This is a genomic window from Symploca atlantica LB2515, assembly GCF_052546295.1.
The window spans coordinates 1728208-1743804 of sequence record NZ_JBQWMT010000001.1; the positions used below are offsets into that span (position 1 = coordinate 1728208).

14 protein-coding genes are annotated in these 15597 nt (G+C 45.5%); 5 read left to right on the forward strand and 9 right to left on the reverse strand.

Annotation, left to right across the window (positions count from 1 at the left end):
* Positions 1–64: 64 nt before the first annotated feature.
* The 3 genes from ACT7WV_RS07365 to ACT7WV_RS07375 all read right to left on the reverse strand — a co-directional run bounded on the left by ACT7WV_RS07365 (position 65) and on the right by ACT7WV_RS07375 (position 2196).
* The gene (locus tag ACT7WV_RS07365) at positions 65–364 is read right to left on the reverse strand and encodes a (2Fe-2S) ferredoxin domain-containing protein (RefSeq protein WP_463424230.1); all 300 of its coding nucleotides are present in this window, start codon (positions 362–364) and stop codon (positions 65–67) included.
* A 151-nt stretch (positions 365–515) separates the two neighbouring features.
* On the reverse strand, positions 516–1490 hold the full coding sequence (locus ACT7WV_RS07370; RefSeq protein ID WP_445102278.1) for a cysteine synthase A: 975 nt from the start codon (positions 1488–1490) through the stop codon (positions 516–518).
* 67 nt (positions 1491–1557) lie between these two features.
* Positions 1558–2196 (reverse strand): peroxiredoxin, encoded by a 639-nt coding sequence (locus ACT7WV_RS07375; protein ID WP_445102279.1) that lies wholly within the window; start codon positions 2194–2196, stop codon positions 1558–1560.
* 327 nt (positions 2197–2523) lie between these two features.
* On the opposite strand from ACT7WV_RS07375, the gene psbU reads away from it, so the two are divergent.
* Entirely contained in the window at positions 2524–2979 is a 456-nt protein-coding gene (gene psbU, locus ACT7WV_RS07380) for a photosystem II complex extrinsic protein PsbU (protein WP_445102280.1), read from the forward strand.
* A gap of 97 nt (positions 2980–3076) precedes the next feature.
* The gene (gene nadB / locus ACT7WV_RS07385; RefSeq protein WP_445102281.1) at positions 3077–4789 is read left to right on the forward strand and encodes an L-aspartate oxidase; all 1713 of its coding nucleotides are present in this window, start codon (positions 3077–3079) and stop codon (positions 4787–4789) included.
* A gap of 209 nt (positions 4790–4998) precedes the next feature.
* On the opposite strand, the gene ACT7WV_RS07390 is transcribed toward nadB, so the two are convergent.
* Positions 4999–5247, reverse strand: a complete 249-nt coding sequence (locus ACT7WV_RS07390; RefSeq protein ID WP_445102282.1) for a hypothetical protein — start codon at positions 5245–5247, stop codon at positions 4999–5001.
* Between the two features lie 817 nt (positions 5248–6064).
* Here ACT7WV_RS07390 and ACT7WV_RS07395 point away from each other — a divergent pair.
* On the forward strand, positions 6065–7693 hold the full coding sequence (locus tag ACT7WV_RS07395; RefSeq protein WP_445102283.1) for a PAS domain S-box protein: 1629 nt from the start codon (positions 6065–6067) through the stop codon (positions 7691–7693).
* Here ACT7WV_RS07395 and ACT7WV_RS07400 read toward each other — a convergent pair.
* Together ACT7WV_RS07400 and tnpA are read right to left on the reverse strand one after the other, a co-directional pair.
* The gene (locus tag ACT7WV_RS07400; protein ID WP_445102284.1) at positions 7673–9589 is read right to left on the reverse strand and encodes a CHASE2 domain-containing protein; all 1917 of its coding nucleotides are present in this window, start codon (positions 9587–9589) and stop codon (positions 7673–7675) included. The genes ACT7WV_RS07395 and ACT7WV_RS07400 overlap by 21 nt on opposite strands.
* Before the next feature lie 333 nt (positions 9590–9922).
* Positions 9923–10342, reverse strand: coding sequence for an IS200/IS605 family transposase (gene tnpA / locus ACT7WV_RS07405; RefSeq protein ID WP_445102285.1), 420 nt, complete (start codon positions 10340–10342; stop codon positions 9923–9925).
* 30 nt (positions 10343–10372) lie between these two features.
* Here tnpA and ACT7WV_RS07410 point away from each other — a divergent pair, with 30 nt between their 5' ends.
* Positions 10373–11728, forward strand: a complete 1356-nt coding sequence (locus ACT7WV_RS07410) for an IS200/IS605 family accessory protein TnpB-related protein (protein WP_445102286.1) — start codon at positions 10373–10375, stop codon at positions 11726–11728.
* Positions 11729–11891: 163 nt separating this feature from the next.
* Here the strand turns inward: ACT7WV_RS07410 and ACT7WV_RS07415 are convergent, their stop codons facing one another.
* The 3 genes from ACT7WV_RS07415 to ACT7WV_RS07425 are packed head-to-tail and all read right to left on the reverse strand — an operon-like array spanning position 11892 to position 13985.
* Positions 11892–12881, reverse strand: coding sequence for a vitamin K epoxide reductase family protein (locus tag ACT7WV_RS07415; RefSeq protein ID WP_445102287.1), 990 nt, complete (start codon positions 12879–12881; stop codon positions 11892–11894).
* 55 nt (positions 12882–12936) lie between these two features.
* Positions 12937–13785 (reverse strand): photosystem I biogenesis protein BtpA, encoded by an 849-nt coding sequence (btpA, locus tag ACT7WV_RS07420; protein ID WP_445102288.1) that lies wholly within the window; start codon positions 13783–13785, stop codon positions 12937–12939.
* 53 nt (positions 13786–13838) lie between these two features.
* Positions 13839–13985: a hypothetical protein gene (locus ACT7WV_RS07425; RefSeq protein ID WP_445102289.1), complete on the reverse strand. Its 147-nt coding sequence runs from the start codon at positions 13983–13985 to the stop codon at positions 13839–13841.
* 200 nt (positions 13986–14185) lie between these two features.
* Here ACT7WV_RS07425 and rimO point away from each other — a divergent pair, with 200 nt between their 5' ends.
* The gene (gene rimO, locus ACT7WV_RS07430; protein WP_445102290.1) at positions 14186–15526 is read left to right on the forward strand and encodes a 30S ribosomal protein S12 methylthiotransferase RimO; all 1341 of its coding nucleotides are present in this window, start codon (positions 14186–14188) and stop codon (positions 15524–15526) included.
* The last annotated feature ends 71 nt before the right edge of the window (positions 15527–15597 follow it).

The following is a 15597-nucleotide window of genomic DNA, read 5'->3' on the forward strand; positions in this document are numbered from 1 at the left end:
AATTAGATTTAAGCATCGAGAGTAGTTTTCTTCATTGTTGATTTCTGCGGAGCGGTGCTCCAGATTAGTGCTGATCAAGGGGATACTTAGGGTAGAGCATTGCCTGCACAGGATGCCCATTTTTTAGATGTCGTTCAACCACCACAGGCACTTCGTCAGGGTGGACACGACTATACCAAACTTGTTCTGGCATCACTAGCACCATCGGTCCATTGCCACATTGCCCCAGACAACCACTGCTAATAACTCTGACATCCTTGATTGGTGATTTTTGAAAAGCTGTCAATACTGCGGCTGCACCATGTCTACGACAGCTACGGTTTTGACATACCAGTACCTGTCTAGCAGTTTCTGGAATGCTCATCATTAATTAATTCGGAAAAAGCGGGTTTTGTAGAAATATTCATAGCTCAACCATGATTCTCTCGCAGGCAAAACTAATGGGTGACTTGCTGCCCTGGTTGCTTGCTCAACTCCCTGTCAAGCTCTAATAATCATCCGAAGAAGCGCTCTATTTAATCCGGCAAAAGTCCTTTAGACTCCAGCCATTCCTGATTAAATAACCGTGACTGGTAACGGGCACCGCCATCACAAAGAACAGTAACAATGGTGTGACCAGGCCCCATTTCTTGAGCAAGAGCCACTGCTGCTCCTACATTAATGCCCACAGAGCCACCCATAAATAAACCATCTTCCCTGAGTAGCTGGTAAATCACCCTTATACATTCGTGGTCATCGACTTGAATCGCATCGTCGATGGGGACGCCTTCCATGTTAGCGGTGATGCGGCTGTTACCGATGCCTTCTGTAATTGAGTTGCCTTCTATATTAATTTCACCAGTTTTAATGTAGCTGTAGAGTCCACTGCCCATGGGGTCAGCTACCACCGATTTAATGTTAGGGTTTTTTTCTTTGAGATACAGAGAGACACCGGCAAAAGTACCGCCAGTACCCGTAGCAGCAACCCAGCCGTCGATTTTACCGCCCGTTTGCTCCCACATTTCCGGGCCTGTGGTTTCGTAATGAGACAGCCGATTTGCTAAGTTGTCAAACTGATTTGCCCAGATAGCATTTTCCATTTCTGCGGCAACACGTCCCGAGAGTTTGACGTAATTATTAGGATCTTTGTAAGGCACAGCAGGAACAGGACGCACTTCGGCACCCAGTGTCCGCAAAGCGTCCATTTTCTCTTGAGACTGGGTATCTGGGATAATAATTAGGCACTTATATCCCTTAGCGTTACAGATATGAGCTAGACCAATACCAGTGTTGCCAGCCGTTCCCTCAACTACGGTGCCTCCGGGTTTGAGTAAACCTTTGGCTTCAGCATCTTCAATAATATAAAGTGCTGCCCGGTCTTTAACAGAGCCGCCCGGATTAAGAAACTCGGCTTTACCCAGGATTTCGCAGCCAGTCTGTTCGCTAAAGCTGTTTAACCGGATCAGTGGTGTGTTGCCAACGGTTCCTACAAAGCCTGCTTTGATATCCATATCCTATTTGGTAGCTAATTGAGTTTATCAGCCAGTAGGGTGAGCATTCCCCACCCTACTAAACCCTTTACTTGTTAGGCTGGGGCGTCATCCTTAGGTAAGGCTTAATTTCTTCGTAACCTTTGGGGAATTTTTGCTTCAACTCTTCTGGATCTTTAATCGAAGGGACTATTACGCAGTCGCCTCCCTCTTGCCAGTTAACCGGGGTTGCTACCTGGTAGTTATCTGTCAGTTGCAGGGAGTCAATAACCCGCAAAATTTCATCAAAATTGCGACCGGTACTAGCAGGGTAAGTTAAAACTAGCCGCAATTTCTTCTGTGGATCGATAATGAAAACAGAACGTACTGTCAAGGTACTGTTGGCGTTGGGATGAATCATGTCGTAGAGATCAGACACTTTTTTATCCGGATCCGCCAAAATCGGATAATTGAGAGTAGTCTTTTGGGTTTCCTCGATATCTCCTACCCAGCCTTTGTGGGAATCAACATCGTCAACACTCAGGGCTAGTGCTTTGACGCTACGTTTATCGAATTCAGGCTTAAGCTTGGCAACCATGCCTAATTCTGTAGTACAAACTGGCGTAAAGTCCGCTGGGTGGGAAAATAGTACTACCCAGCTATCTCCTGCCCAATCGTAAAAGTTGATTTCGCCTTCAGTAGAGTTTTGAGTAAAGTTGGGTACCGTATCACCTAATCGCAGAGTCATAACTAGATTTCCTTTTGAATCTCGATGGAGACGGCTTTATATGTTCCCATAAAACGTTGATCTAACTCTTGGCTGTTAAATTTATTTACTATTACTTCAGATTTTAGCTATATTTTTGAAGCGCCACGCCTGAAGCTACTAGCTGAAGACAGGGGAGACAGGGGAGACAAGTAATGGTGGTTTGAGCCTCGTTAGTAAATAAAATTAACGCTTTGCTCATATAATGCTTAGATAAAATGAGATGATTGAAAACAAAAGTTAAGCTAATTGAAGAGGGGTGTTACTCTCTTCATCCTGTTTTCTGTAAGGAAGGAGTTGAGTGGATTGATGAAAAAAGTAGTTAGGCTACTAGTGGTCTTGAGTCTGATGGTAAGCTGCTTTGGCTGGCTAGGTATGCCCCAAAGTGCTAGCGCTTCACCGAAGCCTTTGGCTGACGGAGAGGCTTTAATTACTATCAATGGGCAATCATCACAGGTTTTGCTCGCCGATGCATCCCTGCGTAATCCCGCTGACCAAAAATTAGCCACCGAGTTTGGCGAAAAAATCGACTTGAACAATACCAATGTGCGAGCCTTTCGTCAGTATCGAGGCATGTATCCTAACCTGGCTCGAAAAGTTGTTGATAATGCTCCCTACAATTCGGTAGAGGATGTTCTAAAGATTCCTGGTCTGAGCGAACGTCAGCAATCACTGCTGCAAGCCAACCTCGATAAATTTGCCGTGACTAATCCTGAGTCAGCTTACGTCGAGGGTGACGACCGCATCAATAACGGCATCTACTAAAAAACACTGGTTGCTAAATTATTTAGTTCAACCCACTCCTTCAGGGAGTGGGTTATTTATTAGAATTTATGAAATTTATGTAGGAACTGTTCTTTCCTTGAATCAGCCCCTCTCTAATTCTCTACCTCAGCCAAACCTTCCCACCCAGTTTGACGTATTGGTGGTGGGTGCTGGTGCAGCTGGGCTTTATGCGGCGCTTTGTCTGCCAGAAAATTTGCATGTTGGCTTAATTACAAAAGATACCCTATCCACTGGTGCTAGTGATTGGGCTCAGGGTGGCATTGCGGCAGTAGTTGACCCAAAGGACTCATTAGCACTGCACGTTGAAGATACGGTGCAGGCTGGCGCTGGTCTTTGCGACTTAGCTGCTGTCAAGTTTCTGGTGGAGCAAGCACACTCTTGTATTGAGTCTTTGGTAGACATGGGGGTTGCCTTTGACCGCAGGGGGAGTAATTTAGCTTTAACCTTAGAAGCAGCTCACTCTCGTCCCCGCGTGCTTCATGCGGCTGATACCACGGGTAGAGCGGTAGTTGGCACTCTGACGGCTCAGGTTCTGAATCGCCAGAATATCACGGTGTTGCAGCAGGCGTTTGCTGTCTCGTTATGGCTCAACCCTCAAACTGGTCATTGTCAAGGGATCAGCTTAGTTTACCAAGGTCAAATGACTTGGGTGCGGGCGGGTGCAGTGGTGTTGGCAACTGGTGGTGGCGGTCAGGTATTTGCTCAGACAACTAATCCTGAAGTCAGCACCGGAGATGGGGTGGCGATTGCTTGGCGTGCGGGAGCTCTGTTGCGAGACTTGGAATTTGTGCAATTTCACCCCACGGCCTTAACCAAAGCTGGTGCTCCTCACTTCCTGATCAGCGAAGCCGTGAGAGGAGAAGGTGCTCACTTAGTAGATGCTCAGGGAGTGCGCTTTGGTTTTGATTATCACCCGGCTGGAGAACTAGCACCTAGGGATATTGTCAGTCGGGCGGTTTTTAGCCATTTACAAAAAAGTACCACTGACCCAGCTACTAGCCATGTCTATTTAGATTTACGACCCATTCCCGATGAGAAAATTCGCTACCGATTTCCTAATATTATTCAGGTGTGTCAGCAGTGGGGCATTGACGTTTTCCAGCAACCCATTCCCGTAGCACCAGCCGCTCATTACTGGATGGGAGGAATTGCAACGGATTTGATGAACCGTACCTCGATTCCTGGTTTGTATGCCGTTGGAGAAACTGCAAGCACTGGAGTTCATGGTGCTAATCGTCTCGCTAGCAATTCGCTACTGGAATGTTTGGTCTTTGGGGCTCAACTGCGTCATCTCACACCTGAGAAGGTGAGCGAAACAGTTGATGATTTGTCTGTTCACAATGTAGCGGTGATCGGGGAAAATTTGGCTGAGTTTGATTGGATAACTCAAAAAGAAAAAATGGTAACAATGCGTGTCGCACTACAGCGCCTAGTCTGGCAAAGTGCTGGAATTTGTCGCTCCCAGGCGGTTTTAGAGAGTGCGATCGCACAGGTTAAGATATTGCGAGAGGAATTTACTGCTCTGCCTTTGAGCCAACAATTGTTGAATTTATCTCCTAGGAAAACTCTCCGGTTTGACTTAGCCGATGCTGATCGACAATTGCGGACTTGGGGAGAAACTTACAATTTATTGGATGTGGCTTATTTAATTCTTCAAAGTGCTGCTTTTCGCACCGAAAGTCGGGGCGGACATTACCGACTTGATTGTCCTCAGACAGAACCTAACTGGCAGGTTCATACATTAGTTCAAGATAATAGGTGGTGGAAATCATTGCCGATCAGGAGCTAGAGACAAAGCGGAGGGGGAAAAAGCGTCAGGGTGTCGGGCCGCCAATCACGAGTCACCAGCCTTTTTTTGAGATAAAGAGATCAAAAAATCAGGAACAAAGTTGCTTATTGGTATGACGCTTTCCTTAATTTCTTAATTTTTTACCCTTTTATTTTGTGACCACAAAATTTTAGAGTGGTGACACACCTTTTCTGGAATATCTTGTGAAGCTAAATATAGGTTCCGGAACTTTGAGTGCGGTCTGGATGACCGTTATCTACAGGCTGATATTTGACCGTCGGCTGAGCACGTTGCTCAAACACTGGATAATTGTTGCTATAGTAAGTTACTAATGATTGATCAACTAATATCTTATTCAATGAACTAATTACTGCCTGGGTGCTGACAACCTGTGAAGCCAACACTTGTAAACTAAATAGTAAACTAGCAACAGTGGTAAGCCAACAAGAAACATACATAGGCGTAAATTAGTATTTGTGGTGTCGTATAAATTCAGTATATTCACTGCATTTGACAGAATTAAGAGCATTGAGCAAAGCTTTACAAGGCTTTCACGTAATGTTTATAAAACTGAATAAATCTCAGGAAAAGGGTCACTAAGACGATCGGCAAAAGATGATTAGAATAACTTTACCCTTCGAGGTTAATTGGTAAGTTTATCAAATATTTACAGTGCATTTACGGTATATTTACCTAAAGGCAATTTATAATGCATTTAGCCTGGCAGCATAATCACAGCCAAACCCTAAGTCTGGGCATTGCCCTTGAGGGTAATCTTTGCTGCTAACTCACCGAGGAAAGTAAGGTTAAGCCAGATTTCAGGTAATTTCCAAGGCTCTTATAAGAGTCCAAGTAGACTCTTATGAATATGGCTGGAAGATTGTTATACCTACCCTTACTAATTTCCTTATCTACTTTTGATGGTTTTTGATCTCTGAAGTTCTTTTTTTAGTGTATGATCTACTTCAATTTGTATTGGCTTCAAACGAGGGAATTATTGGCATAAATGGAATTTTTGAGCATTATATGAATGATCGAGGGCAACAATCATAATCCAACAAAAACTATCTAGGAGTTATCCAATCGAAATAAGCAATGATTTAGAGAAATTTGCCTTCAAAATATGAATTGAAATTAGCCGAATTTAGTTGCTGGATAACAGCAAAATGTATTACGATATAATACCCACCATTGATGCTGAGAAGCTGGCGAAATACACCAAAAAATCAGCATTAGGTGTAACCAGCTTTATTGATGTTGTAAACGGTACAGAAAATGTCTAGCAAGGTAGTAACCTTCAGATTGCCGGAAGACCTGATGCAGGCGATTGTCTCTCAAGCCAAGGCGACAGGCAGGACTAGAACAGCGGTGATAGTTGAGGTTCTTAAAGAAGCTTTCGGCTTGCCTGCTGGTGAAATGCCACCAGCTTCACTGGAAGGAATTCACAATCAACTAGAAGCCTTAAGCAAGAAAGTCGCCTGCTTGAATAAGCGATTAGTCGAGTTGGCATCTGAGGCATTGCCGTCGGAAAACAAGGCACAAGCTTTAGAGCAGAGTAATCAGACTCTGGTTGGTGGGCAAGAGCTATTTGAGGAAATCTCCGTAGGACAACCTAAAGTTGCTCAGTCTCAGGCAGTTAGTGAATTGCTCGATAAGGCAGATACTGACCAAGTAGCTAGCCCAGAGTCAAAACTTGGCAGTGGCAGACATAATGAATTAGAAGAGAGCCTGCAACAGCTAGTAGATAAAGTTGAGCAACGAGCAAGAATTCTCGATCAGGTTCTTTCAGCATCCATAGATCACGTCTGCATGTACGACAGGTTAGGGAGGTACACTTACGCTAACTGTGCCTTTATGCAGTCCTTGGGATTTGAGGGGAGCGAACTTTACGGCAAGACATGGCAGCAACTGGGTTTGCCACCCGAGATGATGAAGCCTTTTGAGGCACAACGCCAAATTGTCTTTGCTACAGGGCAGTCGGTAGCAGCGGAAATCACTTTGCCCACTGTCAATGGTTCCAGAGACTACGAATATATCCTCAGCCCCATCTATGATGCTGACGGTTCGGTTGAAGCAGTGGTATATACCGCCAGGGATATTACCGAACGCAAGCAGGTAGAAGAATCACTGCGGGAATCAGAAAAAAATTATCGCAACCTGTTTGAATGGGCTCAAGATTCCATCTTTATCACTGATCACTCTACCCATCGCCTTTTAGATGTCAACGAACACGGTGCAAGGCGTTTGGGCTATACCCGCAAACAGCTTCTGAGCTTGCCTACGGAGGTAATTAGCCCGCCCATGGATCCTAAGCGACGGAAAGCTGTGTTAAGGAAGTTATGGCAAACTGGCAGTGTAATTTTTGAACACATTCACATCAGCAAAGATGGAACGGTCAGGCCGGTTGAAGTTAGTAGCAGAGTAATTGAATATGATGGTCAACTAGCTATTCAAAGCTTCATCCGCGATATTACTGAGCGCAAGCAGACCGAATCGGCATTGCAAGAAAGCCAACATTTTATTGAGAAGCTGACAAAAATCGCACCTAGTTTGATTTACATCCAAGACGTGGCTCAAAAGCGCTATGTCTACTTGAACCACAAAGCCCAAAAATTTTACGGCAAGACAGCGGAAGCTATGCCGAAGCTGGGGAAAGCATTTTTTGAAAAATTTCTACACCCCGAAGACCTGGCAAAACTAGACCCGGGGGCAGAACAATGGAACTCAGCTCAAGATGATCAAGTGATTGAAAACGAGTTCAGGATGAAAGATGCCCAAGGTCAGTGGCGCTGGTTCCGCAGCCTTGAAGCAGTTTACAGCAGAACTCCAGAGGGTCTACCGGAGCAAATCATTGGTACTTCCATCGATATCACCGAATGTTGTTCAGGAAGAGGAACAGTTTAAAGAAGAGAATTGATATTGGTTCCGACCCAATTGCTTAGCACGATACATAGCGGTGTCAGCTTTCTCAATTAAGCTTTCCTCTACTTCTCCATCAAAGGGGAAGATGCTGATGCCAATACTAACTGTGACAGTTGCATTTTTTCCCTCTAAAACGAAAACTTGAGAAAAAAGTCCAAGAATCTTTTGCGCAACTTTAGCTGCATATTCCTCTTGGGGAATTCCCGGCAGAATAACTGTAAATTCATCTCCGCCTAAACGCGAAATAATATCACTTTCACGCAAGCTACTAGTCAGTCGCTGGGCAACGACCTGAAGTAGCTGATCCCCGGTGCTGTGTCCCAGGGTGTCATTGACCTGCTTAAAGCCATCTAAATCAAGATACATCAGTGCTACCAATTGCTTGTGATTGCTAGCCCAATCCAAACACTGACTGAGTTTTTCCTGAAATTGTTGGCGATTGGCAAGACCTGTCAGAGGATCGTGATTAGCTAGATAACGCCATTGTTCTCCCGAAAGCTGTAGCTCACTATTAGAGAGGTTTAACTCCATAGCTACTTGCCGGAGTTTTTCCTCTAGCTGCTGCCGTTCTTTAAGGTCTCTGATGGCGCTCAGTAATGCCTGGCTAAGCATCACAGTAGCAGAACCCAGCAGCCCCAAAAGACCAGGAATCAAAGGTAACCACCAACCTGCGACAAAAGCGAAGTAACAACTACCAAAAAGCCCAGCACTGACGAGGAAAAGCCTAGTAAATAAACTGCACAGCGATAGCGCTTTGGGAATAGTTTTAGGTTCCGATATTGGTTTTTCAGGATCACTATCCCTCGCAACTTTGGTGGGTAAATGCGGTTGTATTTGCCAGATGAGAGTAGCACCAACACCAGACCAACCGAGAATCCATAGCCATTCCCAAGGTTCCGACCAAGCTTTGAGCAGAGGACGTTGGTCTAGGACACTACTGAGAATTTGGCTGACAAAATTAGCCTGTAGCTCAACTCCAAAAATTGGTTCTGCCGTCCCCAACAGTCCCCCACTGTAGGGGATGTAGAAAAAATCTTTAAAACTATCTGCGGTCGAGCCAATCAGGATAATGCGATCATGCAGCCAACTTTGGGGTAACTGGTTTTTCAGGACATCCGTCATCGAGATAGTGCGAAATTTACCAGGGCGTCGAAAGTTGGCAAGAATTTGATAGCCTTTGGTGTCTGAGTGTACGTAGCCACCGTCTGATGGCTCAAGAGGGTGAAAAACACTCTGACCTAGTTGTAAATCTTGGGGATTGGCGGTGGCTGGTTGAGGTGTAATTCCTTCCCTTTTCAGATAAATCAACGCTAACTGTAGTGCAAAACTTTGATGCACAATTCCCTGTGCATGCCAATAGAGCAAATTGCGACGTATTCTGCCATCGGCGTCCACAACAACGTTGTTGAAGCCCACTTGCTGGCGTTGACTCAATACTGGCGGAGGTGGAACCCCCACACTACTGTTATCTGTTAATCTTTCAATTCCAATTAAATGGGGAATGCTTTGGGAAACTTTGACAAATGCCTCGCGACCGGGATCAACTGAGCTAAAGCGATAGATGTCTAAACCAATAGCCCTTGGGTGATAGCTGTCTAACTTCTTCAGTAGCTGAGCAATCACTTGATCAGGAAGAGGAAATGTTCCTACCTGGCTGAGGTCAGCCTCGTCAATTGCGACAATGACGATCCTTTCGTCGGAGGCTTCTGGGGGACGTAAGCGAAAAATTTGATCTAGGGCGGCTAACTCTAATGGGAGTAGTATCCCCAGTAAGCGAAGGAGTATCAGAGTAACTGTGACACCAGCAACGACTGTTAATATCGGGCTCTTGTGCTTAATCCACAGCTTCAGTTGCTTCAACAGACTTGCTTCTAACATCTACCCGATTTGAGGATTCTCTTAAGAGCGCAGTGATCTACATCTGGAAGGGTACGATTTTAAATTGTGAAGTCTAGAGATGGTTTGATAGCTTGAGCTGAGAAACACTCAGTATCTTTTTTACCCTGATGTTACTAGTAGCTAATTCTCCAAGAGCATCATTAATTGTCTTCAATCAATTGTGCAGATGCCTAATATAACAAATGAATACTATACCGTCCGTTTATATTGGTCTTGTCAGGTCAGAAAATTGTTAAGGGATAATCGGTATTTGAACAAATTGTGAGGCGCACTGCCCCACCTCGGTAACAGGTGGGGGTTAGCCGAACGAAGTCAGTCATCTTTTCCTTGAGACTCAATATAGGATTTGATGACATCCAGGGTTCCCCCACCACCAGAAACAACACAATATCCGCGTTTCCAGAATACAGGTTTCCAGTAATAGGGTTTAAGTTTTTCTGTGTATCGCTTCCTAATCTCCCTGCTGCTGACAGTTTTCATTGTGTTAGCAAGTTTCGAGATAGAGACATCTGGAGCCATATCTATTAATAAGTGGATGTGGTCTTTGGTTGTCAAGTCAGCTTTTGCCTCTATTAGGTAAGAGCGATTTTTTTCACAAATGCTTCGGCATATCTGGATAATGTCAGACTCCATCTGTTCATCTAGTACCGAGTGCCTATACTTCGTAATAAATACCAGGTGGATGTGTATACTACAGACACTATGAGCAAAGGAGCGAAGGGTTCTTGTCATCAGTCTACTCTATGACTTACACTGTAGACTATGGCACAGAAACCAGTAGCTAAAACAATTAGAACGGATCAATGGCAACTCGCCCCAAACAGTGAGCAAAAGCAGTACATGCTTAACACTGTTCGGGAGTATCGTCGTTTATGCCGTTTTTTAGTAACTGTAGTCTGTACCCATTGGGTTAAATTGGGAACATTGAGTAGCGACAATCTTGTACCTGCTGTCGAAAGGCTGGTACATGCTACGACCAAGAATCCTCATCCGAAATACCCTCAAATTAACAAGGCATTCCCTAAATTCCCTAGCTACCTGCGCCGTGCTGCCATTATGTTTGCAGCAGGACAAGTCAGTAGCTATATGACCAGATACCGGAACTGGCAGTCCGGCCAAAGTCGTCATCGTAGAGATGCCAAGCCACCAATCCTCAATTCCGAGGCGGGATGCTATCCAGCTCTTTACAAAGGGCAATGTTTCAAACTACATAGTTTTGAACAGGTCGAGATAAAGGTGTTCACAGGGAAAGATTGGATTTGGACAACTATTCAGATTACTTCTTGGCGTGAACGCCATTTAGTTGCTAACAACAAAATAAAATCTCCCTCACTCATCATTGATGGTAAACGCTGCCATCTATCGGTGCCGTTCGAGTGTCATCCAGAAAAAGTGAGGGGAACGGGTTTTGTTGTGGCTGTCGATTTGGGGTTAAACACCACAGCCACTGTTTCAGTAGTGAGTCGCAACGGTACTGTAATCCATCGTGAATTTATTCATCCAGGAAGAGACATAGACCGACGTGACAAGCGACTGAAATCAGTTTCCATGCGTGCCAAAAAGACGATGGGAAAAGGCGGAAAACTTAATTCTGGTTTCTGCAAGCACATCTACCGCAAGTGCCGCAACATTAACCAACAGATTGGGCATATCGTTTCTCAACGCATTACTCAGATTGCTCAAGAATATAGTGTTGATGCTATTGTTTTTGAGGATTTAAAGGGGTGGAAACCCAAGGGAGGAAAGAAACGTTCAACCCTAAAACAACGGTTTCACGGATGGCTAAAAAGCCTAATTGTGAACCTAACTCAATCTAAGTGGGCTGAGATGGGAGGCAAGACAGTAACTGTCATTGCTGCCTATACATCTAAGTTGGCTTTTGATGGGTCGGGAACACTCCAGCGTGACTCTAAAAATTATGCATTAGCCACATTCCAAAACGGCAAGCACTACAACTGTGACCTCAATGGGTCTTACAACATTGCCGCTAGAGGTTGGCTTAAACTCGATGGCCGAAAGGACTACGAGAAGCGTCCCAGTAAAAACTCTGGACGCTTGCCTAGAAGCTGGGCTTGTTTATGTGACTTGTGGTACAACGACCGTCCTAAGTTAGCATAGACACTTCCACCTCGCCGATAGGCAGGTGGAGGAGCTTCATGAGGTGATCAGTATTTGTTAGTTTCCCTGCCAATTCTGATCACAATTACCAATTACCCCTTTGCTCTCAAAGGTTAGTAGTGCGTCTTCTGTTATTACAGGGTTTTTGGCTGCTTTAGTTAAGCTAATTCCCTGGCAAATAGTACTTAAAGTCTCGTGGACCTTGATAACCACTTAAGTTAGCTAGTTCTTCCAGGGTTTGGACTCCGGGAATTAATTTCCCATTAATTTCCCAGGTAGGGTAAGAGTTAACTTCAGCAGCGCTACAGGCTTGTGGCTGGGCATTTTTGCCATTGGGAGCACACTCTAAGTCGTTGATTTCACTGGATGCCTCTTTGCCAAACAACTGCTTCTGTTCGTAGCAATGAGGACACCAGTAAGCACCGTATTTCTTAGCACCGATTTTTGTCAGATGGCGTGCTAGAGCGATTTCGGCTTCACCAGAAGTAGTGGTAACTTCCCAACCACCGATTGCTGGTTGTGGCTGACCAGAAGCAATCGGAATCTCACCGCTAGCTACTTCTGAAGTTGCTGTTGGCTCGCCCACATTGGCATATACACCTAAGGTGCCAATCAGCGTCACCATGCCCACAACAACGCCAATAAAGAAAATTTGACCTATATCCTCCCAACTACGGCCCAGAATCGTCAAGGTCAGCATGCTCAGGGAAAATAAGGCAGAGCCAATGCAGTAGGGACAGGAAGCTTCCAGTTCAAAAGCCAGGATATACATCAAATAAGCACTGAAAATGGTCATGGCGATGGCACCAGCAAAGAGCAACAGCCAAGTCCAGTCTTCTAATTGAGAACGCAGTGCTTTTTTTTGGTCTGACTGCAAAGCCAGAGGAGCCAGAGCAAAAGTTGCCATACTGGCGTAAGCGAGAAAGCCAAATAAGGCTAGAGGCAAACCAAAAACCGTAGCGTAGGGGCTAGAGAGAACATTGTTACAGTTGGTAGCCCCGGCAGCCGCCTCACCAGCTACGCAAGCAGCAGCACCACCAGTGAGTTTAACCACGGTTAGATATGCAGTTAACAAGGCTCCTGTGATAGCGATCGCGCCGATTAACTGACGAGACCAGCGATGAATCCAGGGAGCAGAACGTCGGCGACTCATAATCAGTTGTTAGGTATTAGTGGTCAGTGTGTTACTAGTTAAACGCTCAACTTATCTATGAATGTAGCTTGACTGAGGAGACGGGTTTTGGTTCCGTCATTGGCGCAGCACTTTGTCGCGCTGCTTCTACAAACTGACTAACACGGACGGGGTCAATGGGCTGCTCGATACGTCCACGTCGCTTGAGAGAACTTGAGACAATAACGCCATCGGCTGCTTGCATCAAGTGGGAAATATTCTCCCAGTTGGCACCGCTACCAATAAAGACTGGTGTCCCTCTAGCTGCGGCAGATGCCAGTTCTAGATCTTCTAGAGTGGGAGGGCTACCCGTTGCCCAACCGGAGAGAATAACGCCATCCGCTAAGCCCCGTTCTATGGTTTCTTGCACCGCTGTGGTGAGATTCGGGGAACCAAGGGGGCGTGCGTGTTTCACTAGAACATCTGCCAAAATTTTGACATCGCTACCGAGTTCCCGACGGTAACGGAGTAGCTGATGTGCCTGTCCTTCAATTAATCCCTGGTCAGTTGCCATAACCCCAGTGAGAACATTAACGCGGATAAACTGGGCGTTTACACAGGATGCGATCGCTAAGGCGCTTTGGGCATCGTTGCGCAAAACATTGATCCCCACCGGTAAAGTTACCAGATTCATCAGCCGTTGGACGATTAGCGTCATGGCACTGACAATTGCTGGATCTACCTGATTTTTGGTAAATGGGGCATCAAAAAAGTTCTCAACGATTACACCATCTACCCCTCCCGAAGCTAGTGCTGTCACTTCCTGCTCTGCGCGGTCGATAACTGCTTTGAGGCTCCCCCCCCAACGGGGAGATGTTGGGAGCGGCAGTAGATGAACAACTCCAATGATTGGATTCGGTGTCTTGAAAATTTGCTCTAATTTCACGTGTCTACCTGAAAACACTGGCTACTTTTTGCCCAACCTGTAGATTTTCTCCCTTATGGGTTCAGGGTTTTCGTGGCGTCAATAGCCTTGTGGAAATATCCTGACTGGGGCAAATCGTTCTCTAGCCAATTAAGTACTGATGCCCCAAAGATAACAGTAGAGATCTGACCAGCCGGACTCTCTATAATTAATTTGCCCATGATGCCATTGAAAAATGCTTCCCCAGTTTGTTAGATATCTCACTCAAATTTTATCTACAATGGTTAACAGAGTTGATGAATAGAATAAAGAACATCCTGACTGGTGGAGTGTGGGTGAACTAAAAAAGCTTATATGTTGTAGAATTCTCATCGACAATAGCGCTCCGCCACTCTCCTGAGTCATAAAGAATAATAACCGCATGGGCAACAAGCCAACAATTGCATTTTCTCATCTAGGCTGCGAAAAGAACCGTATAGATACCGAACACATGCTGGGGCTGTTGGTACAGGCAGGTTACCCGGTAGATAATAACGAAGAATTAGCTGACTATGTTATAGTTAATACCTGTAGCTTCATTGAAGCTGCTAGGGCAGAATCAGTCCGCACATTGGTAGAATTGGCGGAAGAGAACAAAAAAATAGTCATCACTGGTTGTCTGGCACAACACTTTCAACAAGAACTCTTGGAAGAGTTGCCAGAAGCGGTGGCAGTGGTGGGAACCGGTGACTACAACCAAATAGTTGATGTGATTCAACGAGTAGAGACTGGTGAGCGTGTCAAGCAAGTTTCGGCTGAACCTACCTACATTGCCGACGAAACGACACCGCGTTACCGTACAACATCTGAGGGCGTTGCCTATTTGCGCATAGCGGAAGGGTGTGATTACCACTGTGCTTTTTGTATCATTCCTCAGCTACGGGGGGCTCAGCGTTCCCGCACCATTGAATCTCTTGTTACCGAAGCCCAACAGTTGGCCTCGGAAGGTGTCCAGGAGTTGATCTTAATTTCCCAAATCACCACTAACTACGGTTTAGATATTTACGGTGTACCTAAGCTAGCCGAATTGTTAAGGGCATTGGGTGAAGTAGACATTCCTTGGATTAGGATGCACTACGCTTATCCAACTGGTTTGACACCACCCGTCATACAAGCGATTCAGGAAACTCCGAACCTTCTTCCTTATCTGGATTTGCCCTTGCAACACTCACACCCGGAAGTCCTTCGTGCCATGAACCGACCCTGGCAGGGGAAAGTAAATGACGCTATCATCGAGCGGATTAAAACAGCGTTGCCCAATGCGGTGCTGCGGACTACGTTTATTGTGGGATTTCCTGGTGAGACAGATGAGCACTTTGAACATTTGCTCAAATTTGTCAAAAATCACGAGTTTGACCATGTAGGTGTCTTTACCTTTTCCCCAGAAGAAGGAACTCCAGCCTACAACTTGTCCAACCAACTACCCCAAAATGTCATGGATAGTCGTCGGGATGCCCTGATGGCAATCCAGCAGCCCATATCCCTGAAAAAAAATCAGGGTGAACTAGGTAAGGTGGTTGATGTGCTAGTTGAGCAAGAAAATCCTGCAACGGGTGAATTAATTGGTCGCTCTGCTCGGTTTGCACCTGAGATAGATGGATTGGTCTACATCCGAGGCGAAGCCCCCTTGGGGAAAATCGTGGCCGTAGAAATCACTGACGCCGAAGTCTACGACCTCCATGGATGCGTAATCCCCAATCACCAGTTGTCAATTAGCCGCTGATCGTGTAACCTTATTGGTTCTTGTTCTCGGTCTTTTAAATAACCAGCTACTGAGAACCGGCTATTGACAAA

Bases quoted from the DNA above. Each gene is read 5' to 3' on its own strand.
- ACT7WV_RS07415 (WP_445102287.1), bottom strand. From the start codon at position 12,881: ATGAGTCGCCGACGTTCTGCTCCCTGGATTCATCGCTGGTCTCGTCAG.
- ACT7WV_RS07400 (WP_445102284.1), bottom strand. From the start codon at position 9,589: ATGTTAGAAGCAAGTCTGTTGAAGCAACTGAAGCTGTGGATTAAGCAC.
- ACT7WV_RS07390 (WP_445102282.1), bottom strand. From the start codon at position 5,247: ATGTATGTTTCTTGTTGGCTTACCACTGTTGCTAGTTTACTATTTAGT.
- ACT7WV_RS07375 (WP_445102279.1), bottom strand. From the start codon at position 2,196: ATGACTCTGCGATTAGGTGATACGGTACCCAACTTTACTCAAAACTCT.
- ACT7WV_RS07370 (WP_445102278.1), bottom strand. From the start codon at position 1,490: ATGGATATCAAAGCAGGCTTTGTAGGAACCGTTGGCAACACACCACTG.
- ACT7WV_RS07395 (WP_445102283.1), top strand. From the start codon at position 6,065: ATGTCTAGCAAGGTAGTAACCTTCAGATTGCCGGAAGACCTGATGCAG.
- rimO (WP_445102290.1), top strand. From the start codon at position 14,186: ATGGGCAACAAGCCAACAATTGCATTTTCTCATCTAGGCTGCGAAAAG.
- tnpA (WP_445102285.1), bottom strand. From the start codon at position 10,342: ATGACAAGAACCCTTCGCTCCTTTGCTCATAGTGTCTGTAGTATACAC.
- ACT7WV_RS07425 (WP_445102289.1), bottom strand. From the start codon at position 13,985: ATGGGCAAATTAATTATAGAGAGTCCGGCTGGTCAGATCTCTACTGTT.
- ACT7WV_RS07410 (WP_445102286.1), top strand. From the start codon at position 10,373: ATGGCACAGAAACCAGTAGCTAAAACAATTAGAACGGATCAATGGCAA.
- ACT7WV_RS07365 (WP_463424230.1), bottom strand. From the start codon at position 364: ATGAGCATTCCAGAAACTGCTAGACAGGTACTGGTATGTCAAAACCGT.
- psbU (WP_445102280.1), top strand. From the start codon at position 2,524: ATGAAAAAAGTAGTTAGGCTACTAGTGGTCTTGAGTCTGATGGTAAGC.